This is a genomic window from Micromonospora sp. CA-248212 (assembly GCF_050948405.1).
In the GTDB taxonomy this organism is placed as follows: domain Bacteria; phylum Actinomycetota; class Actinomycetes; order Mycobacteriales; family Micromonosporaceae; genus Micromonospora.
Map to the genome: position 1 here is coordinate 6,858,397 of NZ_CP192023.1, position 21,206 is coordinate 6,879,602.

General features: G+C 72.3%; 19 protein-coding genes. 5 read left to right on the forward strand and 14 right to left on the reverse strand.

Annotated elements, in window-relative coordinates; all coding sequences use genetic code 11:
• Positions 1–110: 110 nt before the first annotated feature.
• A complete protein-coding gene (locus ACQP03_RS32300) occupies positions 111–683 on the reverse strand; it encodes a peptide deformylase (RefSeq protein WP_357128660.1) in 573 nt (190 codons plus the stop codon).
• Positions 680–1,192, reverse strand: a complete 513-nt coding sequence (locus tag ACQP03_RS32305) for a glycine cleavage system protein R (RefSeq protein ID WP_357128657.1) — start codon at positions 1,190–1,192, stop codon at positions 680–682. Before ACQP03_RS32305 ends, ACQP03_RS32300 begins: the two co-directional genes overlap by 4 nt.
• 96 nt (positions 1,193–1,288) lie before the next feature.
• On the opposite strand from ACQP03_RS32305, the gene ACQP03_RS32310 reads away from it, so the two are divergent.
• Positions 1,289–2,200, forward strand: a complete 912-nt coding sequence (locus ACQP03_RS32310) for an A/G-specific adenine glycosylase (RefSeq protein WP_357172573.1) — start codon at positions 1,289–1,291, stop codon at positions 2,198–2,200.
• Positions 2,201–2,362: 162 nt separating this feature from the next.
• On the opposite strand, the gene ACQP03_RS32315 is transcribed toward ACQP03_RS32310, so the two are convergent.
• The 3 genes from ACQP03_RS32315 to lysS form a co-directional block, all read right to left on the reverse strand.
• Positions 2,363–4,912 carry an ATP-dependent Clp protease ATP-binding subunit gene (locus tag ACQP03_RS32315; protein ID WP_357128651.1) on the reverse strand — a complete coding sequence of 850 codons (2,550 nt, stop codon included), beginning with the start codon at positions 4,910–4,912 and terminating at the stop codon, positions 2,363–2,365.
• Positions 4,913–5,414: 502 nt separating this feature from the next.
• Positions 5,415–5,759, reverse strand: coding sequence for a histone-like nucleoid-structuring protein Lsr2 (locus tag ACQP03_RS32320; protein ID WP_355051005.1), 345 nt, complete (start codon positions 5,757–5,759; stop codon positions 5,415–5,417).
• Between the two features lie 112 nt (positions 5,760–5,871).
• On the reverse strand, positions 5,872–7,380 hold the full coding sequence (lysS, locus tag ACQP03_RS32325) for a lysine--tRNA ligase (RefSeq protein ID WP_357128648.1): 1,509 nt from the start codon (positions 7,378–7,380) through the stop codon (positions 5,872–5,874).
• An 87-nt stretch (positions 7,381–7,467) separates the two neighbouring features.
• Here lysS and ACQP03_RS32330 point away from each other — a divergent pair, with 87 nt between their 5' ends.
• On the forward strand, positions 7,468–8,208 hold the full coding sequence (locus tag ACQP03_RS32330; RefSeq protein WP_357128645.1) for a class I SAM-dependent methyltransferase: 741 nt from the start codon (positions 7,468–7,470) through the stop codon (positions 8,206–8,208).
• Positions 8,209–8,212: 4 nt separating this feature from the next.
• Here the strand turns inward: ACQP03_RS32330 and ACQP03_RS32335 are convergent, their stop codons facing one another.
• From ACQP03_RS32335 to ACQP03_RS32370, 8 genes are all read right to left on the reverse strand, one after another.
• Positions 8,213–8,971, reverse strand: coding sequence for a type III pantothenate kinase (locus ACQP03_RS32335; RefSeq protein WP_357128642.1), 759 nt, complete (start codon positions 8,969–8,971; stop codon positions 8,213–8,215).
• Between the two features lie 17 nt (positions 8,972–8,988).
• A complete protein-coding gene (nadC, locus tag ACQP03_RS32340; protein ID WP_357128639.1) occupies positions 8,989–9,885 on the reverse strand; it encodes a carboxylating nicotinate-nucleotide diphosphorylase in 897 nt (298 codons plus the stop codon).
• Positions 9,882–11,576 (reverse strand): L-aspartate oxidase, encoded by a 1,695-nt coding sequence (locus ACQP03_RS32345; protein WP_433459548.1) that lies wholly within the window; start codon positions 11,574–11,576, stop codon positions 9,882–9,884. The genes nadC and ACQP03_RS32345 overlap by 4 nt, the downstream gene beginning before the upstream one ends.
• Before the next feature lie 94 nt (positions 11,577–11,670).
• A complete protein-coding gene (locus ACQP03_RS32350; RefSeq protein ID WP_357128633.1) occupies positions 11,671–12,567 on the reverse strand; it encodes a septum formation family protein in 897 nt (298 codons plus the stop codon).
• 96 nt (positions 12,568–12,663) lie between these two features.
• Positions 12,664–13,092: an aspartate 1-decarboxylase gene (panD, locus tag ACQP03_RS32355; RefSeq protein ID WP_357172582.1), complete on the reverse strand. Its 429-nt coding sequence runs from the start codon at positions 13,090–13,092 to the stop codon at positions 12,664–12,666.
• A gap of 44 nt (positions 13,093–13,136) precedes the next feature.
• The gene (gene panC, locus ACQP03_RS32360; RefSeq protein ID WP_396832470.1) at positions 13,137–13,985 is read right to left on the reverse strand and encodes a pantoate--beta-alanine ligase; all 849 of its coding nucleotides are present in this window, start codon (positions 13,983–13,985) and stop codon (positions 13,137–13,139) included.
• Positions 13,982–14,956 carry a Rossmann-like and DUF2520 domain-containing protein gene (locus tag ACQP03_RS32365; RefSeq protein ID WP_357392297.1) on the reverse strand — a complete coding sequence of 325 codons (975 nt, stop codon included), beginning with the start codon at positions 14,954–14,956 and terminating at the stop codon, positions 13,982–13,984. Before ACQP03_RS32365 ends, panC begins: the two co-directional genes overlap by 4 nt.
• Positions 14,957–15,092: 136 nt before the next feature.
• Entirely contained in the window at positions 15,093–15,689 is a 597-nt protein-coding gene (locus ACQP03_RS32370) for a TetR/AcrR family transcriptional regulator (RefSeq protein WP_357392296.1), read from the reverse strand.
• 119 nt (positions 15,690–15,808) lie between these two features.
• Between ACQP03_RS32370 and ACQP03_RS32375 the strand changes: the two genes are divergently transcribed.
• The 3 genes from ACQP03_RS32375 (at position 15,809) to ACQP03_RS32385 (ending at position 19,333) form a co-directional block, all read left to right on the forward strand.
• Positions 15,809–16,720: an SDR family oxidoreductase gene (locus tag ACQP03_RS32375; protein ID WP_357128619.1), complete on the forward strand. Its 912-nt coding sequence runs from the start codon at positions 15,809–15,811 to the stop codon at positions 16,718–16,720.
• 94 nt (positions 16,721–16,814) lie between these two features.
• Entirely contained in the window at positions 16,815–18,149 is a 1,335-nt protein-coding gene (locus ACQP03_RS32380; RefSeq protein WP_433459553.1) for an SAM-dependent methyltransferase, read from the forward strand.
• Complete coding sequence (locus tag ACQP03_RS32385) at positions 18,146–19,333, forward strand: NADH-quinone oxidoreductase subunit D (protein ID WP_357172599.1); 1,188 nt, start codon at positions 18,146–18,148, stop codon at positions 19,331–19,333. Before ACQP03_RS32380 ends, ACQP03_RS32385 begins: the two co-directional genes overlap by 4 nt.
• Before the next feature lie 6 nt (positions 19,334–19,339).
• Here ACQP03_RS32385 and ACQP03_RS32390 read toward each other — a convergent pair whose 3' ends face one another.
• Complete coding sequence (locus ACQP03_RS32390) at positions 19,340–21,190, reverse strand: hypothetical protein (protein WP_357172602.1); 1,851 nt, start codon at positions 21,188–21,190, stop codon at positions 19,340–19,342.
• Positions 21,191–21,206 lie beyond the last annotated feature (16 nt).

Sequence of the window (21,206 nt, forward strand, 5' to 3'; positions counted from 1 at the left end):
CCACCGTAGTCGCGCCGCACCCACCGGCGGGTCACGACGCGCCGGAGCGTCAGCGGGGCAGCGCGAAGAACATCCACTGAGGACGGACGGGCCGGCGTCCGGCCGCCCGGTCAGAGATAGACCTTGCGCTGGTAGACGGCGTGCGCGCCGGCCACCCGGTCCAGAAAGAGCAGCCCTTCACAGTGGTCGATCTCGTGCTGCAACGCCCGCGCCTCGAAGCCGTCCGTCACCAGTCGGACCGCCGCCCCCGTGCCCGGCAGGTCACCCTCCACGACGAGCCGACTCGCCCGCTTCACGTCCCCGGTCAGGTCCGGCACGGACATGCAGCCCTCCCGACCCGGCTTCCATCGGGTCGCCTCGACCACCCGGGCGTTACACAGCACGAAGGTGCCGTGCACGGTGACCGCCTTCGGGTGGCCCGTCACGTCGACGGCGAAGACCCGGGCGCCCACGCCGACCTGCGGCGCCGCCAGACCCACGCAGCCCGGCGAGACCCGCATCGTGGCCACCAGGTCGGCGGCCAACCGGATGATCTCCTCGGCGGTGGGATCGACGTCGCCTCCGGCCCGGCTCAGCACCGGGTGCGGGGCCGACACGACGGCCCGCACCTCACCCGCCACCGCCAGCGACTCCGGCGTCCAATCCCCCAGACCGGCGTACGCCTCGCCCCGCTCGTCGCTCACAGCAGATCCGGGTCTGCCGGCCGGAGGGTGACCTCGACCCCCACCTCGGCGGCCGTCCGGTGCAGCCGTTCGGTAAGCGCCTCGACGACCCCCGCCGGCAGCTCGACCTCGGCCAACACCACGTAGAGCGAACCGGCCAGCCGGGTGCTCAGGTCGGTGACGTTGCCACCGGCGTCCACCAGCACCCGGGTCATCGCCGCCACGATGCCCATCCGGTCCGACCCGTGCACCGCCAGCACGTACGGCTCGCCGGCCGGCGCCACCTCACCGTCCGGCGTCACCGCGCGTACGGTCGCCAGAAGTTGCCCCTCGGTCGCCAGCGGCGCCAACGCCGCCTCCACTTCGGCGGCGGCCGGGCCGGTGCAGATGAGGGTCATCGCGAAATGCCCCCGCAGGCGGGTCATCGTGCTGTCGGTGAGGTTCGCCCCCAGCCGGGCCAGCACCTCGGCGACGTCGGCCACGATGCCCGGCCGGTCCCGGCCGATGACGGTGATCGCGAGCTCGTTCATCCGCGCATTCTGCCCGATCCGTCCACCAGCACGGCGACACCCTGCCCGAGCCGCCCAACCAGCGGGACCGGACCGCGTGACATCATCGACGACGCCATGACTCAACCCGATTTCGCCGCGCTGGTCAGCCGATGGTTCCAGCAGCACGCCCGTGACCTGCCGTGGCGGGAACCCGACGTGACCCCGTGGGCCATCCTGGTCAGCGAGGTCATGCTCCAGCAGACGCCGGTGGTCCGGGTGGTGCCGGCCTGGCACGCCTGGCTGGCCCGCTGGCCCGACCCGGCGGCGCTGGCGGCGGACACCCCGGCCGAGGCGATCCGCATGTGGGGGCGGCTCGGCTATCCGCGCCGCGCCGTCCGACTGCGGGAGTGTGCGGTGGCCATCGTGGACCGACACGGCGGCCAGGTGCCCGACCGACTGGAACAGCTACTGGCGCTGCCCGGCGTGGGCACGTACACGGCACGCGCGGTGGCCGCGTTCGCGTTCGGGCAGCGACACCCGGTCGTCGACACCAACGTCCGACGGGTGGTCTGTCGAGCCGTGGCCGGTGAGCCGGACGCCGGCCCGGTCACCCGCCCGGCCGACCTGGTCGCCACCGAGGAGCTGCTGCCCCCGGAGCCCGCCGCCGCCGCGCTGGCCAGCGCCGCCTTCATGGAGCTGGGCGCGGTGCTCTGCACCGCCCGCGCGCCGCGCTGCACGGCCTGCCCGGTCGAGTCGGTCTGCGCCTGGCGGGCCTCCGGGCAGGCGCCACCGACCGGCCCCACCCGCCGTCCCCAGCGGTACGCGGGCACCGACCGACAGGTACGTGGACTGCTGCTCGGGGTGCTCCGGGAGACCACCGGGCCGGTCCCGCACCAGCGCCTCGACCAGGTGTGGACCGACGACGTGCAGCGCGCCCGCGCACTGGCCGGCCTGGTGCAGGACGGACTCGTGGAGCCCGTCGGGGCCGACTCGTTCCGGCTCGCCGGCGACGGCCCGTCGACCCCCGCCGCCAACCTGATCACCTGACCCGCCGGGCCCTACGCTCGGACGCCAGATCACCCTCGATCCAGCGCTCCCGGCCGGCCCGACGCGGGTGTGGGAACGCCGCCGACGGAGTGGGGCAGCGCGCAGAAAGGGGCGGGGCCCCGGTGGCTTACGCCGCCGGAGCCCCGCCCCCTGTGCTGCTGGTTATGCCACCTCGTCCGTCGCCGCTGCCGCGGTGCCGGCGGCGGTGCCACCGAGGTCGGCCGGAACGGCGTCCGGAACCTCGACCGGCTTCTCCGCACCCCGGAAGACGAGCTTGGACTTGTCGATGTCGTTCGGGTCGCCCTCGCAGTCCACCACCACGATCTGACCGGGGGTCAGCTCGTTGAACAGAATCCGCTCGGAGAGGTTGTCCTCGATGTCGCGCTGGATCGTGCGACGAAGCGGACGGGCACCGAGCACCGGGTCGAAGCCCTTCGCCGCCAGGTACTTCTTGGCGTTGTCGGTCAGCTCCAGACCCATGTCCTTGTTGCGCAGCTGGCCCTCGATCCGCTGGATCATGATGTCCACGATCGAGAGGATCTCGCTCTGGCGCAGCTGGTGGAAGACGATGGTGTCGTCGATCCGGTTGAGGAACTCAGGCCGGAAGTGCTGCTTGAGCTCGTCGTTGACCTTCTGCTTCATCCGGTCGTAGTTCGACTCGGAGTCCTCCGAGGCCTGGAAGCCCAGCGACACCGCCTTGGCGACGTCGCGGGTGCCCAGGTTGGTGGTCAGGATGATGACCGTGTTCTTGAAGTCCACGATCCGGCCCTGACCGTCGGTGAGCCGACCGTCTTCGAGGATCTGCAGGAGCGTGTTGAACACGTCCGGGTGGGCCTTCTCGATCTCGTCGAACAGGACCACCGAGAACGGACGACGACGCACCTTCTCGGTCAGCTGCCCGCCCTCGTCGTAACCGACGTAGCCGGGAGGGGCACCCACGAGGCGGGACACCGTGTACCGGTCGTGGAACTCGGACATGTCCAGCTGGATGAGGGCGTCCTCGCTGCCGAAGAGGAACTCGGCGAGCGCCTTGGACAGCTCGGTCTTACCGACACCGGACGGGCCGGCGAAGATGAACGAGCCGGACGGGCGCTTCGGGTCCTTCAGGCCGGCCCGGGTACGCCGGATCGCCTTCGAGACCGCCTTGACCGCGTCCTCCTGGCCGATGACGCGCTTGTGCAGCTCGTCCTCCATGCGCAGCAGGCGCGAGGTCTCCTCCTCGGTCAGCTTGTAGACCGGGATACCGGTCCAGTTGCCGAGTACCTCGGCGATCTGCTCGTCGTCGACCTCGCTGACGACGTCCAGGTCACCGGCCTTCCACTCCTTCTCCCGCTGCGCCTTCTGACCGAGGAGCTGCTTCTCCTTGTCGCGCAGCTGGGCGGCGCGCTCGAAGTCCTGCGCGTCGATCGCGGACTCCTTGTCGCGACGCACCTGGGCGATGCGCTCGTCGAAGTCACGCAGGTCTGGCGGCGCGGTCATCCGACGGATCCGCATCCGGGCGCCGGCCTCGTCGATCAGGTCGATCGCCTTGTCCGGCAGGAAGCGGTCCGAGATGTATCTGTCGGCCAGAGTTGCGGCAGCCACCAAGGCTGCATCCGTGATCGAGACCCGGTGGTGCGCCTCGTAACGGTCCCGCAGGCCCTTGAGGATCTCGATGGTGTGCGCCAGCGACGGCTCACCCACCTGGATCGGCTGGAACCGGCGCTCGAGAGCGGCGTCCTTCTCCAGGTGCTTGCGGTATTCGTCGAGCGTGGTGGCGCCGATGGTCTGCAGCTCACCACGGGCCAGCATCGGCTTGAGGATGCTGGCGGCGTCGATCGCGCCCTCGGCGGCACCCGCGCCCACGAGGGTGTGGATCTCGTCGATGAACAGGATGATGTCGCCCCGCGTGCGGATCTCCTTGAGCACCTTCTTGAGGCGCTCCTCGAAGTCACCGCGGTAGCGGGAGCCCGCGACCAGCGCACCCAGGTCGAGCGTGTAAAGCTGCTTGTCCTTCAGAGTCTCGGGCACCTCGCCCTTGATGATCTTCTGGGAAAGCCCCTCCACCACGGCGGTCTTACCGACGCCGGGCTCACCGATCAGGACCGGGTTGTTCTTGGTACGGCGGGAGAGCACCTGCATGACCCGCTCGATTTCCTTCTCGCGCCCGATGACCGGGTCGAGCTTGCCCTCGCGGGCGGCCTGGGTCAGGTTGCGGCCGAACTGGTCCAGCACCAGGCTGGTCGACGGCGCGGCCTCACCCGGCGCGGCACCCGCCGCGGCGGGCTCCTTGCCCTGGTAGCCGGAGAGGAGCTGGATCACCTGCTGGCGGACCCGGTTGAGGTCGGCGCCGAGCTTGACCAGCACCTGGGCGGCGACGCCCTCGCCCTCACGGATCAGCCCGAGCAGGATGTGCTCGGTGCCGATGTAGTTGTGGCCGAGCTGCAGCGCCTCGCGCAGCGACAGCTCCAGCACCTTCTTGGCCCGCGGCGTGAACGGGATGTGCCCGCTCGGCGCCTGCTGGCCCTGGCCGATGATCTCCTCGACCTGCTGACGGACGCCCTCCAGGGAGATGCCGAGGCTCTCCAGGGCCTTTGCCGCGACGCCTTCACCTTCGTGGATCAGGCCCAGCAGGATGTGTTCCGTACCGATGTAGTTGTGGTTGAGCATCCGGGCCTCTTCTTGGGCCAGGACGACAACCCGTCGCGCTCGGTCGGTGAACCGCTCGAACATGCCCTCGTGCTCCTCACATGCCGTGCGCCTTGATGGTCAAGATCTTGGCGGGGCCGGTGCACGAACGTCCGGGACGGGCGTCCGTGCCTCCTTACTCTATCGTCGCTGACCGACTCGGCTGAGGTCGTGTCTCTCCGGTCCGGGTCAGTTCCACGTCGTTTTGCACAACCGTCCGCGCTCAGGAGGTGTTCCGGTACCCCTGTCGCTACGCGTAGAGCGAAATCCGGTGGGCCACGGAGAAGCCCTCCGCCGCCTCCGGAGCGGCCCAGAGAGGCCCGGAGAGGCCCAGCGGGGCGTCTCGGCGGTCATCCACAGGTTGTGGAAAACTTCTCCACCGCCTGTGGACAACGTCGCCCGGTCCGCCCGACATTCCCGCCCGCGACCCGACCACCGCACGCGGCCCCGACGGGGTGGAAAGACGGCGACGCCGGCCCGGAGGAAGCTCCGGCCCGGCGTCGGTGTCGCCCCGCGGTGGCCGCCGCCACCGCTGCGCTGAACGAGATCAGCGCTTGGCGTGGAACTCGTCGACGATCTCCTGCGGAATACGACCGCGGTCCGAGATGTCCTTGCCGGCCTTCTTGGCCCAGTCCCGGATCGCCTTGTTCTGCTCCCGGTCGGCGGTGGCGCCACCGCGACCGCGGGCGGCCCGCCCACCGATCACCACGCCACCCCGACCAACCTTGGTGCCGGCACCCACGTACGGCGCGAATACGTCGCGCAATTTCGCGGCGTTGGCGCCGGACAGGTCGATCTCGTACTGAACGCCGTCGAGCGCGAACTTGACGGTCTCGTCCGCGTCCCCGCCGTCCAGGTCATCGACCAGCTTGTGAATGATCTGCTTGGCCACGTCCCACATTCCTTTCGAGCAGGGCGCTCCTGCTAATGAGAGCACAATAACCCCCGTGCTGCTCGCCCCGTCAATAGGATGCCGTTACGACTCGCTGGGAGTCGGCGGACGACTACTCCGGGCGGACCAACGGGAAGAGGATCGTTTCCCGAATTCCGAGGCCGGTCAGGGCCATCAACAGGCGGTCGATTCCCATTCCCATACCCCCGGCGGGCGGCATTCCGTACTCCATGGCCCGGAGAAAGTCCTCGTCGAGACGCATCGCCTCGTCGTCGCCCCGGGCCGCGAGCTGCGCCTGGGCGACCAGCCGTTCCCGCTGCACCACGGGGTCGACCAGCTCGGAGTACCCGGTGCCCAGCTCGAAACCGAGGACGTAGAGGTCCCACTTCTCGGCCAACCCCGGCTCGCTGCGGTGCGCCCGGGTGAGCGGGCTGGTCTCCTCCGGGTAGTCGCGTACGAAGGTGGGCGCCTGCAGGCCGGGGACGACCAGTTCCTCGAACAACTCCTCGGCCAGCTTGCCTGGGCCCCACTTCGGGTCCACGGCCAATCCCACCTTGTCCGCGTACTCGACCAGCCGAGCGTGTTCGGTACGGACCGTGACCTCCTCGCCGAGCGCCTCGGAAAGGACCCCGAACAGCGACACCGATCGCCACTCGCCGCCCAGGTCGAACTCCCGCCCGTCGGCGTGGGTCACCACCGTCGAGCCGCTCACCGCGATCGCCGCCTGTTGCACGAGATTGCGGGTCAACTCGCCGATCGTGTCGTAGTCCCCGTACGCCTGGTAGGTCTCCAGCATCGCGAACTCCGGCGAGTGCGAAGAGTCGACACCCTCATTACGGAAGTTGCGGTTGATCTCGAAGACGCGATCCACGCCACCGACGACGGCGCGCTTCAAAAACAGTTCCGGCGCGATTCGCAGATACAGATCGGTGCTCAACGCATTGCTGTGGGTCACGAACGGTCGGGCCGCCGCACCACCATGCAGGAGTTGCAGCATCGGAGTTTCCACCTCGATGAAACCCTGACCGTGCAGTGAATCGCGCAGGCTGCGTACCGCCGCCGCGCGGGTACGGACCATCTGCCGGGCCTGCGGGCGGACGATCAGGTCCACGTAGCGCTGCCGGACCCGCGCCTCCTCGGAGAGCGGCTTGTGCGCCACCGGCAACGGCCGCAGCGCCTTGGCGGTCATCTCCCAGCGCTGCGCCAGCACCGACAGCTCGCCCCGGCGGCTGGTGATCACCTCGCCGGTCACGCCGACGTGGTCACCCAGGTCGACGAGGCGCTTCCAGGCCTCCAGCCGCTCCGCGCCGACCCGGTCGAGGGAGAGCATCGCCTGCAACTCCGTGCCGTCGCCGTCCCGCAGGGTCGCGAAGCAGAGCTTCCCCGTGTTGCGTACGAAGATCACCCGGCCGGTGACCGAGACCTCGTCGCCGGTGGCGGTGTCGGTGGGCAGCTCGGCGTAGCGGGTACGGATCTCGGCCAGCGTGGTGGTCCGCGGGAAACCGACCGGGTAGGGCTCGACGCCCTCGGCGAGCATCCGGTCCCGCTTCTCCCGGCGGACCTTCATCTGCTCGGGAAGGTCGTCGGCGGGGTCCACTGGCACGGCGTTCTGCTCGCTCACGGCACGCTTCCTCGTCACGGGAGATACAGGGGGTCAGGCCCGAGCGTACTCAAGCGCTCCGGGGGCCGTTACCGGATACTGCCCGTCATGGTCGATCCCACTCACGCCCTCTCCTTCGGTGCCGCGGCGAGCGATTACGACCGGTTCCGACCCACCTATCCCGCCGCGGCGCTCCGGTGGGCCCTCGACGGCCTGGGCGAGGGCGGGCAGGTTGTCGACCTGGGGGCCGGCACCGGCATCCTGACGCGCGCCGTGCAGGCTCTGGGCTTCCACGTCGTACCCGTGGAGCCTGATCCGGGGATGCGGACGCAACTCGCGGTCTCCACGCCGGGCACGACGGCGCTGGCGGGCAGCGCGGAGGCCGTGCCGCTGCCCGACGGCGTGGCGGACGCGGTGCTGGTGGGGACGGCGTACCACTGGTTCGACCGGGAGCCCGCGCACGCCGAGATCGCCCGGGTGCTGCGCCCCGGCGGCCTCTTCGCCCCCATCTGGAACATCCGGGACGACAGCGTCGAATGGGTGGCGGAGCTGGGCAGGATCGCCCACCTCGACGACAAGTCGGCCGAGCTGGTCCAGCACAACACCGACTTCGGAAACGGGTTCACGGCCGTCGAGGCGCGCGAGTTCGGGCACCGCACGGTCCTCACCCCGGACGAGGTGCTGGGCATGATCCGCACCCGTTCGTACTGGCTCACCGCCTCGGCCGACGATCAGCGGCGGGTCGCGCGCGAGCTGGCCGACCTGCTGGACAGCCACCCCGCCCTGGCCGGCCGGGAAACCGTCGAGCTGCCGTACCGGACGTTGGTGCTGCGCGCCCGACGCCGCTGACCGGTCAGAGGTTGCGCTCGTAGACCATCCGCAGGCCGATCAGCGTGATCATCGGCTCGTGGTGGGTGAGGCTGCGACATTCGTTCATCACCAGGGAGGCGAGGCCGCCGGTGGCGATCACCGCCCGCACCTCGCCCAACTCCTCGGTCATCCGCTCGACGATCCGGTCCACCTGACCGGCGAAGCCGAAGTACAGGCCGGACTGGAGGCACTCCACGGTGTTCTTGCCGATCACCGAGCGGGGCTTGGTGGCCTCGACCTTGCGGAGCTGGGCAGCACGGGCGGCCAGCGCGTCGAAGGAGATCTCGATGCCCGGGGCGAACGCCCCGCCCAGGAACTCGCCCCGGCCGCTGATCACGTCGAAGTTGGTGGTGGTGCCGAAGTCCACAACGATCGACGGCCCGCCGTAGAGGGTGAACGCCGCAAGCGTGTTCACCACCCGGTCGGCGCCCACCTCCTTCGGGTTGTCGATCGCCAACTGCACCCCGGTCCGCACGCCCGGCTCGACGATCACGCTCGGCAGGTCGGCGTAGTAGCGGCCGAGCATGGTCCGCAGCGAGCGCAGCGCCGCCGGCACCGTGGAGCAGGCGGCCACGCCGGTGATCTCGACGTTGTCCCCGGCGAGCAGGCCCCGGAACATCAGGCCCAGCTCGTCCGCCGTCGAGCGGGCGTCGGTCTTGATCCGCCAGGAGTGCACCAGCTTGTCGCCGTCGAAGGTCGCCAGCACGGTGTTGGTGTTTCCGATGTCGATGCAGAGCAGCACTGTCGCAGCCTAGACAACTACTCGGTGCGCAGGTCCATCGCGATGTCCAGGATCGGCGACGAGTGGGTCAACGCGCCCACCGAGAGGAAGTCGACGCCGGTGGCCGCGTAGCGGGCCGCCACCTCCAGGGTCAGCCCGCCGGTGGCCTCCAGCTCCGCCCGGTCGCCCACCGCGGCCACCGCCTCGGCCAGCAACTCCGGAGTCATGTTGTCGCAGAGCAGGAAGTCGGCCCCCGCCTCCACCGCCTCCACGGCCTCGGCGACGGTGGTCACCTCGACCTGCACCGGCACCTCCGGGAACGACTCCCGGACCCGCCGGTACGCCGCCGTGATGCCCCCGGCCGCCAGCTTGTGGTTGTCCTTGATCATGGCCACGTCGTAGAGGCCCATCCGCTTGTTGGTGCCGCCGCCGGCCCGCACCGCGTACTTCTCCAGCGCCCGTAGGCCCGGCGTCGTCTTGCGGGTGTCCAGCACCATCGCCTTCGTGCCGGCCAGCGCGTCCGCCCAGGCCCGGGTGTGGGTGGCCACCCCGGACATCCGGCAGAGCAGGTTCAGCGCCGTCCGCTCGGCCGTCAGCAGCAACCGGGTCGGGCCGGCCACCGTCGCCAGCACGTCGCCGCGGGCCACCCGCTCGCCGTCGCGGGCCGACATCGACACCTCGACGGTACGACCGAAGCCCGTCACCTCGCCCACCAGCTCGAACACGGCGGCGGCCACCGCCAGCCCGGCCACCACACCGTCGGCGCGGGCCACCAGGTCGGCGGTGTCGGTCTGCTCGGCCGGGATGGTCGCCACGCTGGTCACGTCCAGGAAATCCGGCCCCAGATCCTCGACCAGTGCGGTCTCGACCACCCGACGTACCTGGTCCGGGTCCAGTCCGGCCGTCCGCAACGCCACCCGAGTCGACTCGATCATGAATTTTCCTCCCACTGCTGCGTCACCGCGCCCTGCGCCCCGACCGACCCGACGAGGTGGCCCCGCCACCGCTCGTCGGCCGTCGGGAAGTCCTCCCGCCAGTGGCACCCTCGCGTCTCGGCGCGCGCGTACGCCGCCGTGACCAGCGTCGACGCCACCGTGAGCAGGTTCGTCGCCTCCCAGTCGGCGGTCCGGGGTCGACCCCGCGCCGCGCCCAGCTCGGTGAGCGTCGCAGCCGTCCCGGCCAGCGTCGCGGCCGAGCGCAGCACCCCGGCGCCACGCGTCATCGCCCGCTGCAGGGTCGGCGTCGCCTCGGCCGGCACCACCCAGCCCGCACCGCCGCGCCACGCGCCGACGTCCGCCGGCTGGGCCTGCTCGGGCAGGCCGGCCGCGATGTCGTCGGCGATCCGCCGGGAGAACACCAGCCCCTCCAGCAGCGAGTTGCTGGCCAGCCGGTTCGCGCCGTGCACGCCCGTGCAGGCGACCTCGCCGCAGGCGTACAGACCGGGGATCGACGTGCGGCCCCGCAGGTCGGTGCGGACCCCGCCGGAGGCGTAGTGGGCGGCCGGAGCGACCGGGATGAGGTCGGTGGCCGGGTCCACGCCGATCGCCAGGCAGGACGCCACGATGGTCGGGAAGCGCGCGGCCAGGAAGTCGCCGCCCAGGTGCCGGGCGTCGAGGAAGACATGGTCCGCGCCGCTGGCCAGCAGCACCCGGTGGATGCCCTTGGCCACCACGTCCCGGGGGGCCAGCTCGGCCAGCTCGTGCTGGCCCACCATGAACCGCTTGCCGTCGCCGTCCACCAGGTACGCGCCCTCGCCGCGCAGCGCCTCGCTGACGAGCGGCTGCTGCGCGTGCCCCGCGCCGGGCACCCCGCCGCCGGAGGGGGTGATCAGCGCGGTCGGATGGAACTGCACGAACTCGACGTCGGTCACCGCCGCGCCGGCCCGCAGCGCCAGCGCCACCCCGTCGCCCGTGGAGACCGCCGGGTTGGTGGTGGCCGCGAAGACCTGCCCCATCCCGCCGGTGGCCAGCACCACCGCCCGGGCCAGCAACGCGCCCACGCCGTCCTCGCTGCCCTCACCGAGCACGTGCAGGGTGATCCCGCAGGCCGGGCCGAGGCCGTCCGGGCCGTCACCGGGCGCGCGCAGCAGATCCAGCACGAGGGCGTGCTCGACCAGCCGGATCCACGGGTCGCGTTGCACCGCGGCGTGCAGGGCCCGCTGCACCTCCGCGCCCGTCGCGTCGCCGCCCGCGTGCACGATCCGGTCCGCCCGGTGCCCACCCTCGCGGGTCAACATCAACGAGCCGTCCGGATGGCGGTCGAACTCGGCGCCGATCCGCATCAGCTCCCGCAGCCGGGTCGGTCCCTCCTCGACGAGGACCCGTACGGCCGCCGGGTCGCAGAGCCCCACACCGGCGATCTCGGTGTCCCGCGCGTGCGCCGCCGGCGTGTCCGCCGGGTCGAGCACCGCCGCGATGCCGCCCTGCGCCCACCGGGTCGAGCCGTCATCGATGTTGACCTTGGTGACGACGGTGACGTGCAGGCCCGCCTCCCGCAGGTGCAGCGCGGCGGTCAGCCCCGCCACCCCGGACCCGACCACGATCACGTCGGTGGTCTCCACCCAGCCGGGCTCGGGCGCGGCCAGCAGTCTGGGCAGGGCCGGCAGGTCGACGGTCGGAAGGTCCATCCCACCAGTCAACCCGAACGATCCTCGCCCGGGGCGGCGGGGGCTCAACGAGTGGTTTGGGCAACCCCGTCCGATCGGGACCGCGCCGAGCCGCTCACTTCGTCCGCACCGGCAGGCCGGCCGGACCCGCGCCCTTCAACGACGCGGTGACCGTACGGTCGCTCAACCACAGGTAACAGCGGACCCCCCGGTCACCGACACGCCAGCGCCCCGCGCCGGGCGGGCGCACCACGACCCCGCTGCGGAACCGCAGGTCGGAGTCGTCCGGCACACCCACGTAGCGGCCGAGCACGCTGCGACAGCCGTCGTAGAGGGGCGCCCAGTCGGCGTTCTTGGCCGGGTACGGCTTGTCCGGCGCGCGCCACACCCCGACGAACTCGGCGTCGTGCCGGCCGGCGCACTCCACCGGGACCAGCGTCTGCACACCGCGTCCCGCCCCGGCGCGGGTCTGCTGACAGCCCAACCGCAGCCCGCTGGCCCCCTTCAACGCGTTCCGCAGGCTGCCCGAGCGAACCACCACCGTGGCCGCCGTCTCGACCGTGGTCAACTCGGTGAGGTCGCACCGGTACCAGCGGGCGCCGGCCGTCCAACCCGGCCCGGAGGGCAGCGCCACCGACAGCCGCAGTCGCCCGGCCCGCCAGTCGTCGCCCACGTACGCAGAGGCCCGGGTGTCGCACTCGGCGAACGCGCCGCGCAACTCCACCGAGCCGGTGGCCGGCGCGGCGGGCCGTTCGGTGGGGAACGCCCCCACGTGCACGGTCTCCACCCGGTGCGGGCCGGCGCAGTCGATCGGCTGGTACGCGGCCAGCGTGACCACCTCGACGAAGTCGGCGGCCTGGCACACCCCGGCGGCCGGCGTGAAGGCCGTGGCGGGCGGCAACGCGGCCCAGTCGTCGGTCAGGTCGCCGTCGAGCCCACCGGAGGTGGCACAGCCCACCAGCAACACTGCCGTGACGGCAGTGGCGAACAGGGTCGTCATGGCACGGCGCATCGCGGCCTCCCCCAGCCACCTACCGGCTTCCGCCAGCGTGCCCAGGGTAACCGGAAATGACCTTCCGGTGACAGACCGGAATCTCCGCGCGCGAGATCAGACTCCGGACAGCGCGAGCGGGTTGGGTACCGGGTCACCGGCCGTGCCCGGCGCTGCCGTCGCCGGATCGGTGCCCAGCTCGACCACCCGGTTGTCGGCGTCCACGTGCACCACCCGCGGCCGGTACGACCGGGCCTCGGCGTCGTCCATCTGCGCGTACGAGATCAGGATGACCAGGTCACCGGGGTGTACGAGGTGCGCGGCAGCACCGTTGATGCCGATCACGCCGCTGCCCCGCGCACCCGGGATGACGTACGTCTCCAGTCGGGCGCCGTTAGTGATGTCCACGATCGCGACCTGCTCGCCGGGAAGCAGGTCGGCGGCGTCGAGCAGGTCCTCGTCCACCGTCACCGAACCGACGTAGTGCAGGTCGGCCTGGGTCACCGTGGCGCGGTGGATCTTCGACTTGAGCATGGTCCGCAGCATCGGACTGGCCTTTCGCAAAGGTGGTGGTGGGGGTACGGACGAGGTCAGGGACGAGGAGCGAGACGGATCGCCGCGTTGTCGATCAACCGGGTGGTGCCCACCCAGGCGGCGATCACCAGGCGGGCCGGCCCGGACACCGGCCCGGGCTCCAGCTCGGGATCGGTGAGCACCAGGTAGTCGAGCTGGGCCCCGGGCGTACCGGCGCCGAACGCGGCGTGCGCGGCGGTCAGCACCTCGCCCGCGTCCAGGCCGTCGTCGGCGGCCCGGGCCCCCGCCCGCAGCGCGGCGGACAGGCTCAGCGCCGCCGCGCGCTCGGGCTCGCTCAGGTAGCGGTTGCGACTGGACAGCGCCAACCCGTCCGGCTCCCGGACCGTCGGTACGCCGATCACCTCGACCGGGACGTCCAGGTCCCGGGTCATCCGCCGGACCAGGGTGAGCTGCTGGTAGTCCTTCTCGCCGAAGAACGCCAGGTGGGGGCGCGTGAGCTGGAGCAGCTTCAGGACCACCGTGAGGACACCGTGGAAGAAGCCGGGACGGCTCGCGCCCTCCAACTCGGCGCCGAGCTGCCCCGGGTCCAGCCGTACCCGGGGCTGGCCGTCCGGATACATGTCGGCCACCGACGGAGCGAAGACCAGGTCGGCGCCGGCCCGCCGGCACACCTCCAGGTCGGCGTCGAGGGTGCGCGGATAGCGGTCGAAGTCCTCGTTCGGCCCGAACTGCAACGGGTTCACGAAGATCGTCACCAGGACGTGGTCGGCCTGTTCCCGGGCCGCGCGCAGCAGCGTCTCGTGCCCCTCGTGCAGGGCACCCATGGTCATCACCACGCCGACGGTGCCCTTCAGCGCGCCCCGGGCCTCGTCCAGCTCGGCACGGGTGTGCACCACCTGCGTCATGCCGCCACCTCCCGATCCGTCCCGGCGAGCACCCCGAGCAGCGACTGCGCGTCCACCGGTCGGAGCCGGCCGGCGGCGATCGCCCGGTCGGCCGTACGCCGGGCCAGCGCCAGGTAGGCGGGGACCGACTCCGGCGCGGTGGCGGTCAGCCGGGCCAGGTGCCGCTCGACCGTGCCCGCGTCGCCCCGGGAGACCGGACCGGTCAGCGCGTCGTCGCCGAGGCGTAGCGCGTTCTCCAGAGCGGCCCGCAGCAGCGGAGCGAGCACCTTCTCCGGACGGGCCACCCCGGCGTCACGCAGCCGGTCGGTCGCCTCGTTCACCAGGGTCACCAGGTGGTTCGCACCGTGCGCGAGCGCGGCGTGGTACAGCGGGCGGTCCGCCTCGGCCACCCACTCGGGGACGCCGCCCAGGTCGGTGACGAGCCGGGCGGCCAGCGGGCGCAGGTCGGCCGGGGCCGTGACCCCGTACGAGATTCCGTCGAGGCGGGCCAGGTCGTCCGGCGTACCGGTGAAGGTCATGGCGGGGTGCAGGGCCAGCGGCCGGACGCCGAGCGCGGCGGCCGGCGCCAGCACGGCCAGACCGTGCGCGCCGGAGGTGTGCGCGACCACCTGACCCGGGTGCAGGGCGCCACGCTGGGCGAGATCGGCGACCACCTCGGCCAGCGCGTCGTCCGGCACGGCGATCAGCAGCAGGTCGGCGGCGACGCGGGCGACGGAGGTGACCGGGCGGCGGGGCACGTCGGGCAGCAGCAGCGCGAGGCGGGCGCGACTGGCCCCGGATTCACCGGCGACGGCGGCCACGTGATGCCCGGCGGCGGCGAGCGCCGCGCCCAGCACGGCCCCGACGCGGCCCGCGCCGACGACACCGACGGTGAGTGGGCGGGAGGTGGCGCGGACGCCGGTGTCGGCGCGATCCCACGACCCGGCAGGCCCGTAGGGGGCGGCCGGACGCGGGCGCAACGGTGCGCTCATGACGACGATCCAGTCCTCGAGAAGGGGTACCGGTCGATCGCAAGTATGCGCCCGGCTCGCCGAACCGGGACAAGCATGTGTGAAAACCTTCACCACCCCGGCACGGCGGGCAGATCGTGGGCAGCTCCGTTAGCGGCTAACGGAAACCGTCCACGATCTGTTGAACCGAGCCCGAGGGTGACGTGATCGCACGCAGTTCGGCGGCCACCTCGGCGATCAGGTCGCTGAGCGAGGCGTCGCTGCCGGGCGCGATCCAGCGGGCGTACGCGACCCGGAAGACCGTGGCACCCGACACGGTGGCCAGGGTGGCCGTGGTCTCGGCGAAGCCCTTGGCGCGGAGGGCGGCGGTGACCGCGGCAACCAGCGAATCCGTCTTGCGCAGTTCGCGCTCCCGGAGCTCCGGACTGCTCTCGATGATGGCCTGTCGGGCCCGGACGAGTTCCAGGCGGTCGGCGAAGACCTCCTCGGCCACCCGACCGAAGGCCGCCACCACTGCGTCGAAGGGGCCGGCGTCCAGCTCTGCCACCGCCTTGACCAGCACCTCTTCCAGGTGCCCGCTGCCGCTGAACAGGGCTTCGCGTTTGTCGCCGAAGAGTCGGTAGAAGGTGCGCTTGTCGAGACCGGCCCGCTCGGCGATGTCGGCGACGGTGGTCTGGTCGAAGCCGCGCTCCCGGAACAGCTCGAAGGCGGCCGCCTCCAGGCGGCCACGGGCGTCGGGTTGCCAGCGAGCCATGCCCCGATGGTATCCGATGTCACATTGCGACATTGCTGCGCTTGGCGATGTCGCACGATGACATCAGACGCGGTACGGTGATGTCGCAATGTGACATCGGCACTCACGAAGGACCCACCATGCGCGTATTCGTCACCGGCGCCTCCGGCCACCTCGGCTCGGCGGTCGTACCGGAACTGCTCTCCGCCGGGCACCACGTCGTCGGCCTGGCCCGCTCGGACACCTCCGCCGCCGCCATCGAGAAGCTCGGTGGTGAGGCCCGCCGGGGCGACCTGTCCGACCTCGACGTGCTCCGCGACGAGGCGGCCGCCTCCGACGGAGTGATCCACCTGGCGTTCCGCCACGACCTCATGCTCAACGGCGACCTCGCCGGCGCGGCCTCGGTCGACCTGGACGCCCTCACCGCACTCGCCGACGGCCTGGCCGACTCCGGCAAGCCCCTGGTCGGCACGAGTGGCACCGCCATGCTGGTGATGGGCGGCATCGTCGGTCGCCCCGGCACCGAGCGGGACACCTTCCCCGGCGGCGGCTACCGGATCGACGCGGAAAACTTCGTGGTCGGCCTCGCCTCCCGTGGAGTGCGCTCCTGCGTCGTCCGCCTCGCGCCCACGGTGCACAGCTCACTCGACCGGTACGGCTTCATCGCCGCCATCATCGCGAGCGCCCGACAGCACGGGTACGCCGCGTACGTCGGCGACGGGGCCAACCGGTGGCCGGCCGTGCACACGCTGGACGCGGCCGTGCTGTACCGACTCGCCCTGGAGAAGGCGCCGGCCGGCGCACGCCTGCACGGCACCGCCGATGAAGGAGTCTCCTTCCGGCAGCTCGCCGAGACGATCGGCCGCAACCTCGACATCCCGGTCCGGAGCATCGACGCCGACGAGGCGGGCGAGTACTTCGGCTTCCTGGAGCGATTCGCGCAGATGGACAACCCGACCTCGTCCACCGTCACCCGCGACCTGCTGGGCTGGACCCCGACCCACCCCGGGCTGATCGCCGACCTCGACGAGGGGCACTACTTCCGGGCGTGAACCCGCACGGCCGCGCGACGGGGATCGCAAGCCGGCACCGGACCGGTGGCCGTAGGGTCGGCACGGTGACGCCCTCCGCACTCCGCACTCGCTGATGCCGATCCCGTGGCGGGACGCGATGAGCCAGGCCCTCTACGGGCCGGACGGCTTCTTCGTGGCCGGCACCGGACCGGCCGACCACTTCCGGACCAGCGTGCACGCCTCCCCCGCCTTCGCCACCGCGCTGCTGCGCCTCCTCGCGCAGGTCGACTCCGCCCTCGGCCATCCACCACGGCTGGACGTGGTCGACGTCGGGGCTGGGCGCGGGGAGCTGCTGCTAGCCCTGCGCCGCCTTGTCGCGTCCGAAGACGCCACCGGGGCTTCCGGGGAGCCCGCCCACTCCGCCGGGGGCGCGGTCGGGGTTTCCGGGGAGCCCGCCCACTCCGGGCGGTCAGGCTTGATCCCTGCGTGGGCGGGCTCCCCGGAAACCCTGACTCCTGCGGCCGCCGTCCGTCGGTCACCCGATGGGCCGTCGTGGGTCGCCGGTCGTCGGTCGCTCGCGGAACGGATCCGCTTCACCGCAGTCGAGTACGCCAGCCGCCCGGAGAACCTGCCCAAGGAGATCCACTGGACCACCGAGATCCCCGACGGCATCACCGGACTGTTGCTGGCGACCGAGTGGCTGGACAACGTGCCGCTCGACGTTGCGGTGCACGCCGACGGTGGCTGGCGGTATGTGCTGGTCGAACCGTCAACCGGGGTGGAGACGGTTGGTGGGCCGGTCAGCACTGCTGATCTTGATTGGCTGACCACCTGGTGGCCCAGTCCGGCGAGCCCTCGCGGTGCGGACCGTGACGTGACCGGTGGTCCGGCCTCGACGGACGCGACGAGCGGAAGCGGGTCGGGCTTCGGGGCAGCCCGGCCGGCGCAGGGATCAAGCCTGACCGCCCGGAGCTGGCCGGGCTGCCCGGAAACCCCACACACCGACCACCGCGCAGAAATCGGCAGACCACGCGACGAAGCCTGGGGGTACGCGGTGGGCAGGATCAGGCGCGGGTTGGCGGTGGCGGTCGACTATGGGCACCTGCGGGAGGGGCGGCCGGTGGATGGGACGTTGACGGGTTACCGGGGTGGGCGGCAGGTGCCTCCGGTGCCGGACGCGTCGAGCGATGTCACCGCGCACGTGGCCATGGACTCGGTCGCCTCCGCCGGCGCAGCGGTCGCCCGGTGCGCGTACTCCCTGAGCTTGCAGACCGAGGCGCTGCGGGCGCTCGGGGCCGACGGCGGTCGACCGCCGCTCAGCCTGGCCGGCACCGACCCGGCCGGCTACGTGCGGGCGCTGGCCGCGGCGTCGGCGGTGGCCGAGCTGACCGACCCGGCCGGGCTCGGCGGGCACTGGTGGCTGCGCCAACCGGTCGGCATCGGGCTACCGACGGCCGTGGCACGATGACGGGCATGAGCACCGACGCCGGGGACCTCCGTGAACTGACCGTCGGCACCGGGGCCGGGCTGGTCGCCGGCACCGGCGGTCAGCAGCTCGGCACCGACATGGTGCTCAACATCGGCCCGCAGCACCCGTCGACGCACGGCGTGCTGCGACTGAAGCTCGTGCTCGACGGCGAACGGGTGGTCGCCTGCGAACCGATCGTCGGCTACATGCACCGGGGTGCGGAGAAGCTCTTCGAGGTACGCGACTACCGGCAGATCATCGTGCTGGCCAACCGGCACGACTGGCTGTCGGCGTTCTCCAACGAGCTGGGCGTGGTGCTCGCCGTGGAACGCCTGATGGGCATGGAGGTGCCCGAGCGGGCCACCTGGCTGCGGATGGCCCTCGCCGAGCTGAACCGGGTGCTCAACCACCTGATGTTCCTCGGCTCGTACCCGCTGGAGATCGGCGCGATCACACCGGTCTTCTACGCGTTCCGGGAACGGGAGACCATCCAGGCGGTGATGGAGGAGGTCTCCGGGGGCCGGATCCACTACATGTTCAACCGGGTGGGCGGCCTCAAGGAAGAGGTTCCGTACGGCTGGACGGGACGAGCCCGTGCGGCCATCGGCGAGGTACGCGGACGGCTGCCCGACCTGGACCACCTGATCCGGCGCAACGAGATCTTCCTGGCCCGTACCGTCGGAGTGGGCGTGCTGTCCGCCGCCGACGCCGCCGCGTTCGGCGCGTCCGGGCCCGTCGCCCGCGCCTCCGGCCTCGACCTGGACCTGCGCCGCGACGACCCCTACCTGGCGTACGACGAGCTGGACGTCCCGGTGGTCACCAAGACCGCCGGGGACTGCCACGCCCGCTTCGAGGTGCTGCTCGACCAGGTGTACGCGTCGCTGGACCTCGCCGAGCAGTGCCTGGACCGGGTGGACCGGCTCACCGGGCCGATCAACACCCGCCTGCCGAAGGTGCTCAAGGCGCCGGAGGGCCACACGTACGCCTGGACGGAGAACCCGCTCGGCATCAACGGCTACTACCTGGTGTCGCGGGGTGAGAAGACGCCGTGGCGGTTGAAGTTGCGCACCGCGTCTTACGCGAACGTGCAGGCGTTGGCCACCCTGCTGCCCGGCTGCCTCGTACCGGACCTGATCGCCATCCTCGGCTCGATGTTCTTCGTGGTCGGCGACATCGACAAGTGACCGGGATCAGCGCCAGCGGTCGGTGATCGGGGCGCCGCCGGCACGGGGCGCGTCGTCCTGCGGCGGGTAGCCGTACCGTTCCTCGACCCGGCGGCGGCCACCCCGCTCGGGGGCGGGTTCCGGCTCGTGGCCGCGCTGACGCGGCGGACGCCACTCGTCCGGTACGGCCACGCCACCGACCGGCAACGCCGGCCGAGGTTCGTCCTGCCGGCGCGGATCCTCGTGGCGGCGGGCGTCCTCCTGCCGGCGCGGATCCTCGTGCCGGCGCGGATCCTCGTGCCGGCGGGCGTCCTCCTGCCGGCGCGGATCCTCGTGGCGGCGGGCGTCCTCGTGGCGGACGGACGCCCAACGGTCCGCCATCCGGTACTCGGTGCCCGTGGCGTCGGCGTGCACCTCGGCCCGGCGTTCCCCGACGTGCAGCTCACGGCCGTTGTCGTCGTCGCGGACGGCCGCCCACCGGTCGCCGGCCCGAAGCTGGGACCAGTACTCGCCGGTGTCGTCCGCGCGCAGGGCGGGACCGGGCTGCGGGGCGCCGGCGCGCTCCGGCTCGGCCTGTTCCGACCAGCCACGGCGCTGCGAACGACCGTCCCACGCGGACTCGTCGGCCGGCGCGTAGGCGTCGCGCTGGTCGGTCCACTCCGGCTCGTCGGCGCGAGCCGTCCTGCGGGGCACCTCGTCGCCACGATCGGGCCCGCCCCATCCCGAACCGTCGCGGGGGCCAACCGGGGCCGGCTCCCCCCGAGAGGCGTGCTGCGTACCCCAGGACCGGTCGTCGGCGCGGCGCTCGCGGTCGTCGTCGGCGTACTCGGACCGGGGCTCCTGCGCGTCGTCCCAGGAACGGGCACGCCCCTGGGCGCCGCCGCCCCGGGTCCATTCCTGGGCCGGCGGGGTCCACTGGCCGCCGTACCCGGCGCCGTAGCGCCCACCCGACTCGGCGGGACCGCCGTCGACGACGGTGTGCCGGGTCGTGACGTGCACGGTCTCGGTGTGCCGGACCACGCCGACCGGCCGGTGCGTCGACTCCGGGCGGTCGCGCTCACGCGGGCGGTCGTACTCGCGCGGCGGGTTGTACTCCCGCGCCCGGTCGTGCTCCGGCGGGCGCGCAGTGGCGCCGTACACGCTGCCGGCGGTGGGCTCGGGAGCATCCGCGGCGCGGTGGCGGTACGCCGGTTCGTCGTCGGCACGGTCGTCGCGTCCCCACCGACCGGCCGCCTCGTCCGGTGCCGGCACCCGCACCCGAGGGGCGTCCTCGTCCGTGGCCGGGGCCGGAATCCGACCGGCGGCCTCGCCCGGAGCCGGTACCCGCACCCGGGCGGCCGGGATGTCGCCGGGGACCGGTACCCGGCTGCGGGCGGGTGGGGTGTCGCCGGGGACCGGTACCCGGCTGCGGGCGGGTGGGGTGTCGTCCACCGGCTCGACGGACGGCACGCGGGCCCGGCTGGCCGCCGCCGGCTCGGCGGCCGGGGCGGCGCCAGCGAGGGCCGCACCGGTGGCGTCGAGGCGGCGACGGACCGCGGCGATCCCCTCCTGGGCGCGCTGCGCCTGGTCGAGCGCCTGGTTACCGCGCTGCGCGGCGGCCACGATCTCGGCGCGCAACTCCCGGCGCAACTCCTCGATCTCCTCCAGCAGCTCGTCGGCCCGCGCCGATGTGCCGTCCCCATCGGGGCGCAGCGCGATGGAGAGGCCGATCAGGACCACCGCCACGATGGCGAGCACCGCCGCGAGACGCAGCGGACCGTTACCGTCAGCCACCAGGAGAATCAACGCCGCGACGGGCGCCAGCGCCACGCCGCCCCAGAAGAGCACGGTCAGCAGAAGCGGTTGACGCCGGGCGTCGGAGGTGACCGGGGCTGGCATGGGAGTGCAGCCTACC

Bases quoted from the DNA above. Each gene is read 5' to 3' on its own strand.
- ACQP03_RS32305 (WP_357128657.1), bottom strand. From the start codon at position 1,192: ATGAACGAGCTCGCGATCACCGTCATCGGCCGGGACCGGCCGGGCATC.
- ACQP03_RS32310 (WP_357172573.1), top strand. From the start codon at position 1,289: ATGACTCAACCCGATTTCGCCGCGCTGGTCAGCCGATGGTTCCAGCAG.
- ACQP03_RS32315 (WP_357128651.1), bottom strand. From the start codon at position 4,912: ATGTTCGAGCGGTTCACCGACCGAGCGCGACGGGTTGTCGTCCTGGCC.
- ACQP03_RS32330 (WP_357128645.1), top strand. From the start codon at position 7,468: ATGGTCGATCCCACTCACGCCCTCTCCTTCGGTGCCGCGGCGAGCGAT.
- nadC (WP_357128639.1), bottom strand. From the start codon at position 9,885: ATGATCGAGTCGACTCGGGTGGCGTTGCGGACGGCCGGACTGGACCCG.
- ACQP03_RS32345 (WP_433459548.1), bottom strand. From the start codon at position 11,576: ATGGACCTTCCGACCGTCGACCTGCCGGCCCTGCCCAGACTGCTGGCC.
- ACQP03_RS32350 (WP_357128633.1), bottom strand. From the start codon at position 12,567: ATGCGCCGTGCCATGACGACCCTGTTCGCCACTGCCGTCACGGCAGTG.
- panD (WP_357172582.1), bottom strand. From the start codon at position 13,092: ATGCTGCGGACCATGCTCAAGTCGAAGATCCACCGCGCCACGGTGACC.
- panC (WP_396832470.1), bottom strand. From the start codon at position 13,985: ATGACGCAGGTGGTGCACACCCGTGCCGAGCTGGACGAGGCCCGGGGC.
- ACQP03_RS32365 (WP_357392297.1), bottom strand. From the start codon at position 14,956: ATGAGCGCACCGTTGCGCCCGCGTCCGGCCGCCCCCTACGGGCCTGCC.
- ACQP03_RS32370 (WP_357392296.1), bottom strand. From the start codon at position 15,689: ATGGCTCGCTGGCAACCCGACGCCCGTGGCCGCCTGGAGGCGGCCGCC.
- ACQP03_RS32375 (WP_357128619.1), top strand. From the start codon at position 15,809: ATGCGCGTATTCGTCACCGGCGCCTCCGGCCACCTCGGCTCGGCGGTC.
- ACQP03_RS32380 (WP_433459553.1), top strand. From the start codon at position 16,815: ATGCCGATCCCGTGGCGGGACGCGATGAGCCAGGCCCTCTACGGGCCG.
- ACQP03_RS32385 (WP_357172599.1), top strand. From the start codon at position 18,146: ATGACGGGCATGAGCACCGACGCCGGGGACCTCCGTGAACTGACCGTC.
- ACQP03_RS32390 (WP_357172602.1), bottom strand. From the start codon at position 21,190: ATGCCAGCCCCGGTCACCTCCGACGCCCGGCGTCAACCGCTTCTGCTG.